This window comes from Pseudomonas sp. Pdm06, from assembly GCF_014851795.1.
Classification (GTDB): domain Bacteria; phylum Pseudomonadota; class Gammaproteobacteria; order Pseudomonadales; family Pseudomonadaceae; genus Aquipseudomonas; species Aquipseudomonas fluorescens_AA.
Genome location: NZ_JACVAH010000018.1, coordinates 138014 through 153481 on the forward strand (window position 1 = coordinate 138014; position 15468 = coordinate 153481).

Here is a 15468-nt window from a genome sequence, read left to right on the forward strand (position 1 = left end):
GGCTGTATAGGCGCCGTGTAGGAGCTGTCGAGTGCAACGAGGCTGCGATCTTTCCCCAGACAATTGAGTCCCAAGCGAAAGATCAAAAGATCGCAGCCTTCGGCAGCTCCTACAGCGCAGCCGAGCGGGAGCAAGCTCCCTCGCCACAAGTGCGCGTCTGTTGTGCTCATTTCAGCCATCCTCCTCGATGTCCAACAACAAATTCTCCAACGCCTCGCGATACTCCCCCGGGTCCTGCCACATCCCCCGCTGCTGCGCTTCGAGCATGCGCTCGGTCATGTCCCGCAGGGCGTCGGGGTTGTGCTGGCGGACGAAATCCCGGGTGTCCGGATCGAGCAGGTAGGCATCGGCCAGCAAAGCGTACTGGTGATCGTCGATCAGCTGCGTGGTGGCGTCGAAGGCGAACAGGTTGTCCACCGTCGCCGCCAGTTCGAACGCGCCTTTATAGCCGTGGCGCTTGACCCCGTCGATCCACTTCGGATTGGCCGCGCGGGAACGGATGACGCGGTTGAGTTCTTCTTTCAGGGTACGGATCCTGGGCAGGTCCGGCTGACTGTGATCGCCGTGATAGCTGGCCGCGGTTGCCCCGCTGAGGGTCTCCACCGCCGCCAGCATACCGCCCTGGAACTGGTAGTAATCATTGGAATCGAGCAGGTCGTGCTCGCGGTTGTCCTGGTTCTGCAGCACCGCTTGCACCTGGCTCAGGCGTCGGGAGAACTGCTCCCGGGCCGCGGTGCCTTCGTCGCTGCCGCCGTAAGCGTAGCCACCCCAGTTCAGGTACACCTCGGCCAGGTCTTCGCGACTCTGCCACAGGCGACTGTCGACAGCGCCTTGCACACCCGCGCCATAGGCACCGGGCTTGGCGCCGAAGATCCGCCAACCGGCCTGGCGCGCCGCCGCTTCTGGCTCCAGGCCCGATGCCAACAGGGCTTCGCGTTCGCCGCGGACCTTGGCCGCCAAGGGATTCAGGTCGTCCGGTTCATCGAGGGTGGCGACGGCCTGCACGGCGGCATCGAACAGCCGGATCAGGTTGGCGAAGGCGTCCCGGAAAAACCCGGACACCCGCAGCGTGACATCGACCCGCGGCCGGTCCAGCAGGCTCAACGGCAGGATCTCGAAATCATCGACCCGCTGGCTGCCCGTGGCCCACACCGGACGCACGCCCATCAACGCCATGGCCTGGGCGATGTCGTCGCCGCCGGTGCGCATGGTGGCGGTGCCCCACACCGACAGGCCGAGCTGGCGCAGGTGATCGCCATGGTCCTGCAAGTGTCGTTCAAGGATCAGGTTCGCCGACTGGAAACCGATGCGCCACGCCGTGGTGGTGGGCAGGTTGCGCACGTCCACCGAGAAGAAATTGCGCCCGGTGGGCAACACATCCAGGCGCCCGCGACTCGGCGCACCACTGGGGCCGGCCGGCACGAAGCGCCCGCTCAAGGCATCGAGCAGGCCATGCATTTCCGCCGGACCGCAGGCGTCCAGGCGTGGCGCCACGACGGCTCGCAGGTTTTCAATGATGCTGCCCACCACCTCCCAACCCGGCGCGTCGAGCTGTTCGACCGCGCCGTCCAACGCCTGCTCGATCAACTGCGCGGCGAACAGCTCCAGGCGCTCGCGGGTATCGCCGGCGGTGCGCCAAGGCTCGGCGCTGACCCGGCGCAACGCCTCGGGACAATCACCCGTCCAGGGTTCGGCCAGGGCGCAATCCAGCGGATCGAAGCCCAGCCCGAACGCCTTCGCCAGCGCCCGCAGCAGGCTCGACTGCGCACCCTTGCCGTCGCCCCGGGGAATGCGCAGCAACGCCAGCAGGGTGTCGATGCGCAGCCGTCCGCTGGGCGATTCGCCAAAAATGTGCAGGCCGTCGCGGATCTGCGACTCCTTCAAGTCGCACAGGTACGTGTCCAGGCGTGGCAGCCAGATCGCGGCGTCAGCATCGCTGTCCAGGCCGGCATCCAGTTGCAGCTCGCGGTCGATGTGGGTCTCGCGCACCAGGTTGAGGATGTCCCGTTGCAGCTCCCGGGCGCGGCGCGGATCGAGCAATTGCGCCTCGTAGTATTCGTCGGCCAGCAGCTCGAGGTTACGCAGGGGCCCGTAGGTTTCGGCCCGGGTCAGCGGCGGCATCAAGTGGTCGATGATCACCGCCTGGGTGCGACGCTTGGCCTGGGCGCCCTCGCCCGGGTCGTTGACGATGAACGGATAGATATTCGGCAGCGGCCCCAGCAACGCGTCCGGCCAGCAATTTTCCGAGAGCCCGACACCTTTGCCCGGCAGCCATTCGAGGTTGCCGTGCTTGCCGACGTGGATCACCCCGTGGACGCCGTAGGTGTGGCGCAACCAGAAATAAAACGCCAGGTAACCGTGGGGCGGCACCAGATCCGGGTCGTGGTACACCGCACTCGGGTCGACCTGATAACCACGGGCCGGCTGGATGCCGACGAAGGTCAGGCCCAGGCGCAGGCCGGCGACCATCAGGCAGCCGTCGCGGAACATCGGATCCTGCTCGGGCGAGCCCCAGCGCGCCAGCACCGCTTGGCGATTGGCCTCGGGCAGCGCGTCGAACATGGCCAGGTAGGCATCCAGGGCCAGGCTCTGGTGACACGGACGCAGGTCGAGGCTGTCCAGGTCGTTACTGACCCCGCCGAGCAATTGCTGGATCAACGCAGTGCCGCTCGCCGGCAGTTCGGCCGGCAGTGGATAGCCCTCGGCCTGCATGGCCCGCAGGATATTCAAGGCCGCCGCTGGCGTATCCAGGCCGACGCCGTTGCCGATGCGTCCGTCCCGGGTCGGGTAGTTGGCGAGGATCAGCGCCACACGCTTCTGCCCATTGGGCAGGCGCGCCAGGGTGGTCCAACGTCGGGCCAGCTCGGCGACAAAATCCATGCGTTCGGGTACGGCGCGGTAGCAGACCACGTCGCTCTGGCTGCGCTCACTGCGCCAGGCCAGGTCCTTGAAACTGATGGGGCGGCTGATGATCCGCCCGTCCAGCTCCGGCAAGGCAATGTGCATCGCCAAGTCTCGCGGGCCCAGGCCCTGCTCGCTGGCGCGCCAGCCCGGTTCGTTGTCCTGGGCGCAAATGGCCTGGATCACCGGGATATTGCGGCGAAACGGTCGCAAGTGCGGGGCTTCGGGGCTGGATTGAGCGAAGCCGGTGGTATTGAGGATCACCCCCGCTTCCACTTCATCCAACCAGTCTTCCACCCGCGCCAGGCAACCGGGCTCCTTGAGGCTCGCCACCGCAATCGGCAACGGGTTGAGCCCCGCCGCTTGCAGGCGCTGGCAGAACACGTCGATGAACGCGGTGTTCGCCGCTTGCAAGTGGGAACGATAAAACAACACCGCCGCCACCGGTTGCCCGGCGTTCCACTCGGCTTGCCAATCGCCGAGGCTGGCGCTGTTTTTTCCCGGGTGGTAGATCGCCGTGCGCGGCAGGGTCTGCGGCTCGGCCCACGGATAATCGCGGCCGAACCATTGACTGCCGAGGTAGTGAAACAGGTCCAGGGCATTGCCCAGGCCGCCCTGGCGCAAGAACTGCCAGAGCCGGTCGCGGTCCTCGACGGCCACGTTGCTCAGGTCACTGAGCTCCGGGTCCGGTCGATCATCCCCCGGCACCAGGATCAGCTTCACCCCGCGCCCGGCCAGGTCCATCAGGCGCTCGATGCCGTAGCGCCAATAACCAATGCCGCCGTGCAGCGACAGCAGGATGACCTTGGCGTGGCGCAGCACGTCTTCGAAATACAGATCCACCGAGGCGTGGTTCTGCACCTGCATCGGGTTGGCGAGGCGAAACTCCGGATAATCGCCCGGCAACTGCTTCGCCGCTTCGGCCAGCAGCGCCAGGCTGGAGTCGCCGCTGCACAGGATCACCAGTTCGGCGGGGGTTTGCCCGAGGTCGGCAATGTTGTCATCCGACACGAAACCGCCGGGCTGGGTCCTGAGCAGGTGCATGGCTTAGGCGCTGAGGGCGGCGCGCAACTGCGCTTCGAGCAGTGCGGCATCGAGTGCCTGGCCGATCAGCACCAGACGGGTGACCCGCGCTTCCTCGGCGCCCCACTGGCGGTCGAAATGTTTATCGAAACGCGTGCCAACGCCTTGGATCAGCAGGCGCATCGGCTTGTTCGGGATCGCCGCGAAACCCTTGACCCGCAGCACGCCATGCTGGACCACCAGTTGCGTCAGCGCATCCAGCAACAGACTTTCGTCGGCCTGGGGCAGTTCGATGGAGATGGAATCGAAGGCGTCATGATCGTGGTCGTCATCGTCGCCATCGTGGTGATGGTCGTGATGGCTGTGGCGGCCGTCGATGTGCTCTTCGGAACCGGCGCCCAGGCCGATCAACACGTCCAGCGGCAGGCGACCGCTGCTGGCTTCGATGACCTTGACCGCCGGCGGCAGCTCTTCGGCGACTTCCAGGCGAACCTTGGCCAAGTCTTCAGGGCTGATCAGGTCAGCCTTGTTGAGGATCACCAGGTCAGCACTCGCCAGTTGGTCGGCGAACAGCTCGTGCAACGGCGATTCGTGATCCAGGTTCGGGTCGAGTTTGCGCTGGGCATCGACCTGGTCGGGGAAGGCGGCGAAGGTGCCGGCAGCCACGGCTGGGCTGTCGACCACAGTGATCACCGCATCGACGGTGCAGGCGCTGCGGATTTCCGGCCATTGAAAGGCCTGGACCAACGGCTTGGGCAAGGCCAGGCCGGAGGTTTCGATCAGGATATGGTCGAGGTCGCCGCGCCGGGCTACCAGCTCGCGCATCACCGGGAAGAATTCTTCCTGCACTGTGCAGCACAGGCAGCCGTTGGCCAGTTCGTAGACGCGGCCGTTGGCTTCTTCTTCGGTGCAACCGATGGCGCACTGCTTGAGGATCTCGCCGTCGATACCCAGCTCGCCAAACTCGTTGACGATCACGGCGATGCGCCGGCCTTGGGCGTTGTCGAGCATGTGCCGCAGCAAGGTGGTTTTACCCGAGCCGAGAAAGCCGGTGACGATGGTGACAGGGAGTTTGGCCAGTGTTTTCATCGGATGCCCTTTGGCAAGGTGGCGGGCAAACGGGACGACAACCGCGGGCACAGGTGTGCACGGAAGATTTCGCCACCGGATCACCCCGCCCGGTTGTAGTGAGAATCTGTCTCGAGGCAGGTCTCCTGGCTGACGGCGGGCCAGTCGTTCGACTGGCAATGGCTGCGCCTTCCCGTGCGCCTTTGGTAAAAGGGCATGCACAGTGGCCTTGCAGAAACCTCACCGTTCACAGTTGCGGGGGCAGCCGCGGCTTGGACCGCGTTCCCTTCTTAGCTTCGGCGCAGGCCGAAGAACCTCGAAGGCGCAAGGCTACGCAGGGTGTGGGGGCGGGTCAATCTCCGCAAGTGAGTTCTGCGGTGTCTTTGCCGCCGCCATCGCGAGCAAGCTCGCTCCCACATTGGATCCCGCAGCCCCCTGTGGGAGCGAGCTTGCTCGCGATGGGCTGCGCAGCGGCCCCCTGTGCATTGACGGCCCCGCCCCACCCATGCTCTCCTGTGCGCCTAGTTACGGGTGCCCTTCACAGGGTGAAACGGGAAACCGGTGAATCGTGTGCTTTACTCCAAAGCCACGTCAGTCCGGTGCTGCCCCCGCAACGGTAAGCGAGCGAAGCGTCTGAACCACTGTGTCCCCGGACATGGGAAGGTGACGCTTGCAGGCAAGGCCCAGCCCCTGCCCCTCGCGAGCCCGGAGACCGGCCCATGACTCAAGCATCAACAAACCCGCGGTGGGCGGGCGCTGTTCGAACCTGGGCGATCTTTCGTCCGGGATCTCATTGCGCTCGCATCCCCACGGAACAAAAACAGAGGGAAGCGCCATGTCGACCATCAGCAGCACCGCCCGCACCGCCAGCAGCACCACCACCACCACCCTGAGCCAACGCCTGAGCGCCGCGATCCTGGCTTCGATCCTGGGCGCGGGGCTGGTCTATTTCGCCGGCTTCTCCCACATCGAAGCGGTGCACAACGCCGCCCACGATACCCGCCACAGCGCCGCCTTCCCCTGCCACTGAGAACTGACGACATGATCAAGCGTATCGCGCAGACCGCCGGTTTCAGCGGCTTGCTGGCCGCCCTGCTGCTGACCCTGTTGCAGAGTTTCTGGGTATCGCCGCTGATTCTCCAGGCGGAAACCTTCGAGAAAGCCCCGGCGACCGAGGTCCATGAGCACACCGACGGTGTGGCCCACACCCATGATGCCGAGGCCTGGGAACCGGAAGATGGCTGGCAGCGCGTGCTGTCCACCACCGGCGGCAACCTGGTGGTCGCCGTGGGCTTTGCCCTGATGCTCGCGGGCCTGTACACCTTGCGCGCACCGACTCGCACCTCCCAGGGTCTGCTCTGGGGCCTGGCCGGTTATGCCACTTTCGTCCTGGCACCCACCCTCGGCCTGCCCCCGGAATTGCCCGGCACCGCAGCGGCCGACCTGGCCCAGCGGCAGATGTGGTGGATCGGCACCGCGGCGTCCACAGCGGTGGGCATTGCCCTGATCGCCTTCGGCCGGCATTGGCTGCTCAAGCTGCTGGGCGTGGCGACGTTGCTGGTGCCCCACGTTATCGGTGCGCCGCAGCCCGAAGTCCACTCGATGCTGGCGCCCGAAGCGTTGGAAAGCCAGTTCAAGATCGCCTCGCAGGTGACCAACGTCGCCTTCTGGCTGGCCCTGGGCCTGATCAGCGCCTGGCTGTTTCGCCGTGACGGTCAAGCCCACCACGACGCATGAGCACCGGGTCGATCCTGGTGATCGGCTTGGGCTGCCAGCGCGGGTGCCCGGCCAGCACGCTGCGGGCCTTGCTCGAACAGACGTTGCTGGCCCACGGCATCGAACTTCACCAGGTCCGGGCCCTGGCCAGTATCGACCTCAAGCGTGACGAGCCCGGGCTGCTGGAGCTGGCCGGGCAACTGGCCTTGCCGCTGACCTGCTTCAGTGCCGAACAGTTGGCCGGTTACGAGCGGCGGCTCAGTCATCGCTCCGAGATCGCCTTCGCGCAAACCGGTTGCTACGGCATCGCCGAAAGCGCCGCCCTGGCCTTGGCCGATCAATTGGGCACGACGCCCGCAACCCTGCTGATTCCCCGTCACACAGGCCCCATGAGCACGTTGGCATTGGCGGTCGTGGCATAAATCCCGATAATCGCCGCCCAGGATCATGAGCAATCTTCATCTGGGCGACGCTCACCCACCTTCCACAGGAGCCGGTCATGACCGTGTACTTCATCGGCGCCGGCCCCGGCGACCCGGACCTCATCACGGTCAAAGGCCAGCGACTGATCCGCCAGTGCGCGGTGATCATCTACGCCGGCTCGCTGGTGCCGACCGCCGTCCTCGAAGGCCATTGTGCCGAACAGGTGATCAACAGCGCCGAGCTGCATCTGGAACAAATCATCGAATTGATCAGCAGCGCCCATCTCAAGGGCCAGGACGTGGCCCGGGTGCACTCCGGCGACCCGAGCCTGTACGGCGCCATCGGCGAACAGATTCGTTGCCTGCGGGAACTGGACATCCCTTTCGAAATCATCCCGGGCGTGACCGCGACCTCAGCCTGCGCCGCCCTGCTGGGTGCCGAACTGACCTTGCCGGACATCTCCCAGAGCCTGATCCTCACTCGTTACGCCGATAAATCCCCGATGCCCGCTGGGGAAGAACTGGGCAACCTGGCACAGCACGGGGCGACCATGGCGATTCACCTGGGGGTCAATCACCTGGAAAAGATCGTCGACGAACTGCTGCCCCACTACGGCGCGGATTGCCCGATTGCGGTGATCCACCGGGCGACATGGCCGGATCAGGACTGGGCGATGGGGACGCTGGCAGATATTGCCGAGAAGGTGCAGGCCAAGGGTTTCCGCCGAACGGCGCTGATCCTGGTGGGGCGTGTGCTGGGCAATGACGTGTTCAGCGAATCGTCGCTGTACCGCGCCGGACATGCGCATCTCTACCGGCCCTGACTCGCCAGACAATCCACCTGGATCCCCCTATAGGGGCGAACCAGTGGGAGCAAGGCTTGCCCGCGAAGGCGTCGCCTCGGTCTATCAACTACACCGAGGTGTTTGCATCGCGGGCAAGCCTTGCTCCCACAAGCTCGCTCCTACAGGTTACGAACTGATCGCAAGATGGTATCGCCACAATCAGTAGTAGGCGTTTTCTTTCTGCGTATGGTCGGTCACGTCGCGCACGCCCTTGAGCTCTGGAATGCGTTCGAGCAAGGTGCGCTCGATGCCTTCCTTCAAGGTCACGTCAGCCTGGCCGCAGCCCTGGCAGCCGCCGCCGAACTGGAGCACGGCGATGCCGTCTTCCACCACGTCGATCAGCGAAACCTGGCCGCCGTGGCTGGCCAGCCCCGGGTTGATCTCGGTTTGCAGGTAGTAATTGATGCGCTCGTTGACCGGGCTGTCGGCATTGACCATCGGCACCTTGGCGTTCGGTGCCTTGATGGTCAGCTGGCCGCCCATGCGGTCGGTGGCGTAGTCGACTACCGCATCGTCCAGGAAGGCTTCGCTGAACGAGTCGATGTACGCGGTGAAGCTCTTGAGCCCCAACGCGGTGTCTTCGGGTTTTTCTTCTCCCGGCTTGCAGTAGGCAATGCACGTCTCTGCGTACTGGGTGCCGGGCTGGGTGATGAAGATGCGGATCCCGATACCCGGGGTGTTCTGCTTGGACAGCAGGTCGGCCAGGTAATCGTGGGCGGCATCGGTAATGGTAATGGCGGTCATGGAAACTCCTCGCAGGCTTGACGGCAGTTTACGCCAATCATCGCGCCGGACAAAGTCCTAGTATTTTTGTCAGGAAAGCGTCCGACGGAACGGGGTTTGCCGCCGGACAGGCCGATCAGAGGTTCTGGTAGCGATTCATGTCCAGCACACCGCTTTCCACGGGCTCCGTTTCCTGGATGTACTGGCTCAGGTCATGGAAGTAATACCAGAACTGCGGGTGACTGCGGCGAATCCCCCAGCGTTCGACAATCCGCTCGAACGCCGGCTCATCCTGGGCACGTTCCATGGCCTCGACGAATGCCGGCACTTGCCCGGCCTGAATGTTGAACATGAAGTTCGGATAGCTGCTGAGCACGCCCGGGTAGACCGTCAGCGTGTCCAGCCCCGGCTGATAGCGCGTTTCCTCGCCCAGCAGGAACGCCACGTTGCTGTGGGCCCGGTTGCGCAGCAGGCTGTAGACCTCACGTTGGCCGCTGGCGGTTTCGATGCGCAACAGGGTCGCTTCCGGCAGTTGGTCGATCACCTTGAGCCCCGCCGCTGGGCGCGACACCAGCCGACTGAGGGCCTGCTCGGCGTTTTGCAGCGCCGGGTCGATGTTCGGGCGCGAGCAGTAGGCACCGTCGCAGCGGTTGATTGGATCGGGATGCGCGTTCAGATCGCCATAACGGACCAGCAGTTGCTGGGCGAAATCACCCTTGGGGTCGCGTTCGTCAAGCTTGAGGGCGGTCGGCTTGTCATTGTCGATGGCCTCATAATCGAGCCACATCTTGAATTTGCCACCGGCCTGGTACCAGTCATCGAGGTAGCCTTCCCGGGAGTCGGCCGGCATCAGGCGCAGGAAGTTCTGCTCCGCACCGTTGCGGATCAAATCGAAATACAACCGGGTCTGGGCCTGGTGGGAGACGTTGCCGAACACGTCGAAATTCACCGCCAACTGATAATAGGTACGCTCCAACAACGGGAAGTCGAACAGCCACATCGTCTGCGGCACCTCCCCGATCAACCCCTTGGTGACCGAAGCGCTGTCGAAATGCCGGAAAATGCTCAGCAGCGCGTTGTCGTTGCCGGCCCACAGCGTCGACCAACTCGGTGCCGGCAGCTCGGCATAGTTATCGCGGCGCAAGGCCTCGTACTCGTTGCGTTTGTCACGGTAATCGAGCCACAGGCTGAGGACGCTGCCCACGTCGTCGTTCTGCCCCGGCATCGCCAGCAGCGGTGTGGCCTGGCCGCGGTAGTTCGGGTCGGTGATGTACAGGTCGTGTTCGGGGGCCTGGAACAGCGCCCAGAAATTATCGCGGATCACGTCCGTGGCGATCTGGCCCCGGCACACCGGCCCGCGGATGAACGTCCGCACGAAATACTCGGCGTTATCGAGCATGAATTGGTAACGGGCCTGGGCCGGAATCGCTTCGAAGGTGGAAAACGGGTTGGCCCGGCGCTCCGGACCGTAGCCCGGCAACGCGGTGACCTGCCACTTGCCGCTGTAGAACAGGCTCTTGATCCGCGCCATCTTCGCCGCGCTCAAGCCGTAGGTGATGTGGGTCTTGTGCACGATCACCCCTTGCACCGGCCAGAGCCGATAATAGACGCGGGTGCCGGGATCGTCGTTCGGGCGGCGGGTGTTGATCAGGTCGATGGGCTGCCCGGTGGGCGTACGCGAACGCACCCATTGGAAGAAATGCCCCGGCTCGCCGTCCTTGAAATAGATATGCGCCAGGAACCAGTGTTCGAACAACCAGCGCCCCACCAGGCTTTCCCGGGCGCCGGGGGCGTTGAGCAGGTTTTCCCACTGCACCACTTGCAAGGCTTCGGCGGCGCTCGGGGCCAAGGCCTGCTGGTCGATCGGGGCGCCGGCGGCCAGCCAGCGCTGCAGGGTCTGGTATTGCTGGTCGGTCAGGCCGGTGACCGCCAGCGGCATGCCTTCGCGGGGATGCGCAGCGGCATATTGCTCGAACTGCCCCGGCACCGGGCAGGTGTTGTCACGGTTGAGCCCAAGCACGATGTCTTCCGGCAATTTGGCGTTGGGCTGCAATGGCGTACGGTGCCCCAGCTCCAGCATCCGCGCCATCAACGCCGCCTGGTTGCCTTGGGCGTCGAGCACCGAATAGAAGCCTTTGCGCTGCCAGGCGCGCGGGCCGGAGGCATCGTAGAACAGGCGGGTCGGCTCGGCCGCCTGGCGCCGCTCGCCGTCATACACCGACAGCTTGCTCGCGCCCCGTGCCGCACCTTCGCCGCTGCCCAGGTTCAATTGGCAGGCGGAGTCGTAGCAGGCATGACAGGCCACGCATTTTTCCGTGAAGATCGGCTGGATGTCGCGGGTGTAGGAGATCGCCGGAACGGGATTCCCGGCGGCTGCGCTAAAAGACAACGACAGCAACAGACTGCCGAATAAGACGCGGTACGGCATGTCTCGGGTCCCTAAGAGATAGTCCGGCGATTCTACCGGGCCAGCATCGCCTTGCAAACATGAGCGATATTCATGCAAAAGCCCCTCATGATCAAATCCTGCGCAGGTTTGCTATCATCCCGGCCTTCGTAATGGTCTTTTTTTCCAGGTAGTCCTATGTCCGATCGCAGCGCTCGCCTTTATCTTCTCCAGCAAGCCCTCAAGGAACGCATCCTGATCCTCGACGGCGGCATGGGCACGATGATCCAGAGCTACAAGCTGGAAGAACAGGACTACCGCGGCAAGCGTTTTGCCGACTGGCCGAGCGACGTCAAGGGCAACAACGATTTGCTGGTGCTCAGCCGTCCCGACGTGATCGGTGCCATTGAAAAAGCCTACCTGGATGCCGGCGCCGATATCCTGGAAACCAACACCTTCAACGCCACCCAGGTGTCCCAGGCCGACTACGGCATGCAGGGCCTGGCCTACGAGCTGAACCTGGAAGGCGCGCGCCTGGCCCGCCAGGTGGCCGACGCCAAGACCCTGGAGACCCCGGACAAGCCGCGCTTCGTCGCCGGCGTGCTCGGCCCGACCAGCCGCACCTGCTCGCTGTCGCCGGACGTGAACAACCCCGGCTACCGCAACGTGACCTTCGACGAACTGGTGGAGAACTACACCGAAGCCACCAAGGGCCTGATCGAAGGCGGCGCCGACCTGATCCTGATCGAGACCATCTTCGACACGCTGAACGCCAAGGCGGCGATCTTCGCCGTGCAAGGGGTCTACGAAGAACTGGGCGTCGAACTGCCGATCATGATCTCCGGCACCATCACCGACGCCTCCGGCCGCACCCTCTCCGGCCAGACCACCGAAGCCTTCTGGAACTCGGTGGCCCACGCCAAGCCGATCTCCGTGGGCCTGAACTGCGCCCTCGGCGCCAGCGAACTGCGCCCGTACCTGGAAGAGCTGTCGAACAAGGCCAGCACCCACGTATCGGCCCACCCCAACGCCGGCCTGCCCAACGAGTTCGGCGAATACGACGAACTGCCGGCCGAGACGGCCAAGGTCATCGAAGAGTTTGCCCAGAGCGGCTTCCTGAACATTGTCGGCGGTTGCTGCGGCACCACCCCGGCGCACATCGAGGCCATCGCCAAGGCCGTGGCCGGCTACGCGCCGCGGCAGATTCCAGAGATCCCGCGGGCTTGCCGCCTGTCGGGCCTGGAACCGTTCACCATCGATCGCAGCTCCTTGTTCGTCAACGTCGGCGAGCGGACCAACATCACCGGCTCCGCCAAGTTCGCCCGGTTGATCCGCGAGGACAACTACACCGAAGCGTTGGAAGTGGCCCTGCAGCAGGTCGAGGCCGGCGCCCAGGTGATCGACATCAACATGGACGAGGGCATGCTCGATTCGAAGAAGGCCATGGTGACCTTCCTCAATCTGATTGCCGGCGAACCGGATATTTCCCGCGTGCCGATCATGATCGACTCCTCCAAGTGGGAAGTGATCGAAGCCGGCCTCAAGTGCATCCAGGGCAAGGGCATCGTCAACTCCATCAGCATGAAGGAAGGCGTCGAGCAGTTCATTCACCACGCCAAGCTGTGCAAACGCTACGGTGCCGCCGTGGTGGTGATGGCGTTCGACGAAGCCGGCCAGGCCGACACCGAGGCGCGCAAGAAGGAAATCTGCAAGCGCTCCTACGACATCCTGGTCAATGAAGTCGGCTTCCCGCCGGAAGACATCATCTTCGACCCGAACATCTTCGCCGTCGCCACCGGTATCGAAGAACACAACAACTATGCCGTGGACTTCATCAACGCCTGCGCCTACATCCGCGACGAACTGCCGTACGCGCTGACCTCGGGCGGCGTGTCCAACGTGTCGTTCTCGTTCCGTGGCAACAACCCGGTGCGCGAGGCGATCCACTCGGTGTTCCTGCTGTATGCGATCCGCGCGGGCCTGACCATGGGCATCGTCAACGCCGGCCAACTGGAGATCTACGACCAGATCCCGGCGGAACTGCGTGACGCCGTGGAAGACGTGATCCTCAACCGCACCCCCGAAGGCACCGACGCCCTGCTCGCCATCGCCGACAAGTACAAGGGCGACGGCAGCGTCAAGGAAGCGGAAACCGAGGAATGGCGCGGCTGGGAAGTGAACAAGCGCCTGGAGCATGCGCTGGTCAAGGGCATCACTACCCACATCGTCGAAGACACCGAAGAGTCGCGACTGTCGTTCACCCGGCCGATCGAAGTCATTGAAGGCCCGCTGATGGCCGGCATGAACATCGTCGGCGACCTGTTTGGTGCCGGCAAAATGTTCCTGCCCCAAGTGGTCAAGTCCGCCCGTGTGATGAAGCAGGCCGTGGCCCACCTGATTCCGTTCATCGAGGCGGAAAAAGGCGACAAGCCGGAAGCCAAGGGCAAGATCCTGATGGCCACGGTCAAGGGCGACGTCCATGACATCGGCAAGAACATCGTCGGCGTGGTGCTCGGTTGCAACGGTTATGACATCGTCGACCTGGGCGTGATGGTGCCAGCGGAGAAGATCCTGCAGGTGGCCAAGGAGCAGAAATGCGACATCATCGGCCTGTCCGGCCTGATCACCCCGTCCCTGGATGAGATGGTGCATGTGGCGCGGGAGATGCAGCGCCAGGACTTCCATCTGCCGCTGATGATCGGTGGCGCCACCACCTCCAAGGCCCACACGGCGGTGAAGATCGAGCCCAAGTACAGCAACGACGCGGTGATCTACGTCACCGACGCCTCCCGCGCCGTGGGCGTGGCGACCCAGTTGCTGTCCAAGGAACTCAAGCCGGCGTTCGTCGAGAAAACCCGCCAGGACTACATCGAGGTACGCGAGCGCACGGCCAACCGCAGCGCCCGCACCGAGCGCCTGAGCTACCCCGCGGCCGTGGCCAAGAAGCCACAGTTCGACTGGAGCAGCTACCAGCCGGTCAAGCCGACCTTCACCGGCGCCAAGGTGCTGGACAACATCGACTTGAACGTCCTGGCCGAATACATCGACTGGACACCGTTCTTCATCTCCTGGGACCTGGCCGGCAAATACCCGCGCATCCTCACCGACGAAGTGGTCGGCGAAGCCGCCACCGCGCTGTACGCCGATGCCCGGGCGATGCTGCGCAAGCTGATCGACGAGAAACTCATCAGCGCCCGCGCCGTGTTCGGCTTCTGGCCGGCCAACCAGGTGCATGACGACGACCTGGAAGTCTACGGCGACGATGGCAAGCCACTGGCGCGCCTGCATCACTTGCGCCAGCAGATCATCAAGACCGACGGCAAGCCGAACTTTTCCCTGGCCGACTTCGTCGCGCCCAAGGACAGCGGCGTGACCGACTACGTCGGCGGCTTCATCACCACCGCCGGCATCGGTGCCGAAGAAGTCGCCAAGGCCTATCAGGAGGCCGGTGACGACTACAACTCCATCATGGTCAAGGCCCTGGCCGACCGCCTGGCCGAAGCCTGCGCCGAATGGCTGCACCAGCAGGTGCGCAAGGAGCATTGGGGTTATGCCCGGGACGAGAGCCTGGACAACGAGGCGCTGATCAAGGAGCAGTACACCGGCATCCGCCCTGCCCCCGGCTACCCGGCCTGCCCGGATCACACCGAGAAAGCCACCTTGTTCCGCCTGCTCGATCCCGAGGCTAGCGAACTGAAAGCCGGCCGCAGCGGCGTGTTCCTCACCGAACACTACGCCATGTTCCCGGCGGCAGCGGTCAGCGGCTGGTATTTCGCTCATCCCCAGGCGCAATACTTCGCCGTGGGCAAGATCGACAAGGACCAAGTCCAGAGCTACACCGCGCGCAAGGGCCAGGATTTGAGCGTGACTGAGCGTTGGCTGGCGCCGAACCTGGGCTACGACAACTAAGCGCCCTTAAAAGATCGCAGGCTTCGCCAGTTCCTACAGGGTTTTGTGTGTTCCCGTAGGCGCTGGCGAAGCCTGCGATCTTTTTTTGTCTATGCTTGTCCCACACACATGGCAGACGAGGGATTTATGGACGATCCAGTCGACAACAAGCCGCCGACCCTGTGGCAGATGATGCACAGCGTGCTGGCCGCCGCCTTCGGCGTACAGAGTGGCAAGAACCGCGCCCGGGATTTCACCCACGGCAAGCCGAGTCACTTCGTGATATTGGGGATCGCGTTCACGGTGATTTTCGCCTTGACGCTGTTTGGCATCGTCAAGCTGGTGGTGCATCTGGCGGGGTTGTAACGTTCTCCAACACAACACATGACCCTGTGGGAGCGAGCTCGCTCGCGATGACGGTGCGCCAGTCGACATCAATCCGACTGAACCACCGCTATCGCGAGCAAGCTCGCTCCCACAGGTTTTTCATCGCCAG

The 15468-nt window shown here is 64.1% G+C and carries 10 protein-coding genes and 2 riboswitches; of the genes, 6 read left to right on the forward strand and 4 right to left on the reverse strand.

Annotation, left to right across the window (positions count from 1 at the left end; all coding sequences use genetic code 11):
- Nucleotides 1-171: 171 nt before the first annotated feature.
- Complete coding sequence (cobN, locus tag IB266_RS25635; protein WP_192263217.1) at nucleotides 172-3945, reverse strand: cobaltochelatase subunit CobN; 3774 nt, start codon at nucleotides 3943-3945, stop codon at nucleotides 172-174.
- Nucleotides 3946-3948: 3 nt separating this feature from the next.
- A complete protein-coding gene (gene cobW / locus IB266_RS25640) occupies nucleotides 3949-5013 on the reverse strand; it encodes a cobalamin biosynthesis protein CobW (RefSeq protein ID WP_060738114.1) in 1065 nt (354 codons plus the stop codon).
- A gap of 97 nt (nucleotides 5014-5110) precedes the next feature.
- A riboswitch (cobalamin riboswitch) is annotated at nucleotides 5111-5326 on the reverse strand.
- 178 nt (nucleotides 5327-5504) lie between these two features.
- Nucleotides 5505-5728: riboswitch (cobalamin riboswitch) on the forward strand.
- A gap of 99 nt (nucleotides 5729-5827) precedes the next feature.
- Here cobW and IB266_RS25645 point away from each other — a divergent pair.
- The 4 genes from IB266_RS25645 (at nucleotide 5828) to cobM (ending at nucleotide 7954) form a co-directional block, all read left to right on the forward strand.
- Nucleotides 5828-6022 carry a CbtB domain-containing protein gene (locus IB266_RS25645; RefSeq protein ID WP_192263219.1) on the forward strand — a complete coding sequence of 65 codons (195 nt, stop codon included), beginning with the start codon at nucleotides 5828-5830 and terminating at the stop codon, nucleotides 6020-6022.
- A gap of 11 nt (nucleotides 6023-6033) precedes the next feature.
- Complete coding sequence (locus tag IB266_RS25650) at nucleotides 6034-6729, forward strand: CbtA family protein (RefSeq protein ID WP_192263221.1); 696 nt, start codon at nucleotides 6034-6036, stop codon at nucleotides 6727-6729.
- On the forward strand, nucleotides 6726-7130 hold the full coding sequence (locus IB266_RS25655; RefSeq protein ID WP_192263223.1) for a cobalamin biosynthesis protein: 405 nt from the start codon (nucleotides 6726-6728) through the stop codon (nucleotides 7128-7130). Before IB266_RS25650 ends, IB266_RS25655 begins: the two co-directional genes overlap by 4 nt.
- 77 nt (nucleotides 7131-7207) lie before the next feature.
- On the forward strand, nucleotides 7208-7954 hold the full coding sequence (gene cobM, locus IB266_RS25660) for a precorrin-4 C(11)-methyltransferase (protein WP_192263225.1): 747 nt from the start codon (nucleotides 7208-7210) through the stop codon (nucleotides 7952-7954).
- Nucleotides 7955-8134: 180 nt separating this feature from the next.
- Here cobM and nfuA read toward each other — a convergent pair whose 3' ends face one another.
- Nucleotides 8135-8719, reverse strand: coding sequence for a Fe-S biogenesis protein NfuA (gene nfuA, locus IB266_RS25665; protein ID WP_003182850.1), 585 nt, complete (start codon nucleotides 8717-8719; stop codon nucleotides 8135-8137).
- Nucleotides 8720-8834: 115 nt separating this feature from the next.
- Nucleotides 8835-11126, reverse strand: coding sequence for a fatty acid cis/trans isomerase (locus IB266_RS25670; RefSeq protein ID WP_192263227.1), 2292 nt, complete (start codon nucleotides 11124-11126; stop codon nucleotides 8835-8837).
- Between the two features lie 156 nt (nucleotides 11127-11282).
- Between IB266_RS25670 and metH the strand changes: the two genes are divergently transcribed.
- Nucleotides 11283-14993 (forward strand): methionine synthase, encoded by a 3711-nt coding sequence (gene metH, locus IB266_RS25675; protein ID WP_192263229.1) that lies wholly within the window; start codon nucleotides 11283-11285, stop codon nucleotides 14991-14993.
- 126 nt (nucleotides 14994-15119) lie between these two features.
- Nucleotides 15120-15338, forward strand: coding sequence for a DUF2970 domain-containing protein (locus IB266_RS25680; RefSeq protein WP_003182858.1), 219 nt, complete (start codon nucleotides 15120-15122; stop codon nucleotides 15336-15338).
- The last annotated feature ends 130 nt before the right edge of the window (nucleotides 15339-15468 follow it).

What these genes read in the sequence shown, in the direction of transcription:
- cobN (WP_192263217.1), bottom strand. Translation starts at nt 3,945, where the DNA reads ATGCACCTGCTCAGGACCCAGCCCGGCGGTTTCGTGTCGGATGACAAC.
- cobW (WP_060738114.1), bottom strand. Translation starts at nt 5,013, where the DNA reads ATGAAAACACTGGCCAAACTCCCTGTCACCATCGTCACCGGCTTTCTC.
- IB266_RS25645 (WP_192263219.1), top strand. Translation starts at nt 5,828, where the DNA reads ATGTCGACCATCAGCAGCACCGCCCGCACCGCCAGCAGCACCACCACC.
- IB266_RS25650 (WP_192263221.1), top strand. Translation starts at nt 6,034, where the DNA reads ATGATCAAGCGTATCGCGCAGACCGCCGGTTTCAGCGGCTTGCTGGCC.
- IB266_RS25655 (WP_192263223.1), top strand. Translation starts at nt 6,726, where the DNA reads ATGAGCACCGGGTCGATCCTGGTGATCGGCTTGGGCTGCCAGCGCGGG.
- cobM (WP_192263225.1), top strand. Translation starts at nt 7,208, where the DNA reads ATGACCGTGTACTTCATCGGCGCCGGCCCCGGCGACCCGGACCTCATC.
- nfuA (WP_003182850.1), bottom strand. Translation starts at nt 8,719, where the DNA reads ATGACCGCCATTACCATTACCGATGCCGCCCACGATTACCTGGCCGAC.
- IB266_RS25670 (WP_192263227.1), bottom strand. Translation starts at nt 11,126, where the DNA reads ATGCCGTACCGCGTCTTATTCGGCAGTCTGTTGCTGTCGTTGTCTTTT.
- metH (WP_192263229.1), top strand. Translation starts at nt 11,283, where the DNA reads ATGTCCGATCGCAGCGCTCGCCTTTATCTTCTCCAGCAAGCCCTCAAG.
- IB266_RS25680 (WP_003182858.1), top strand. Translation starts at nt 15,120, where the DNA reads ATGGACGATCCAGTCGACAACAAGCCGCCGACCCTGTGGCAGATGATG.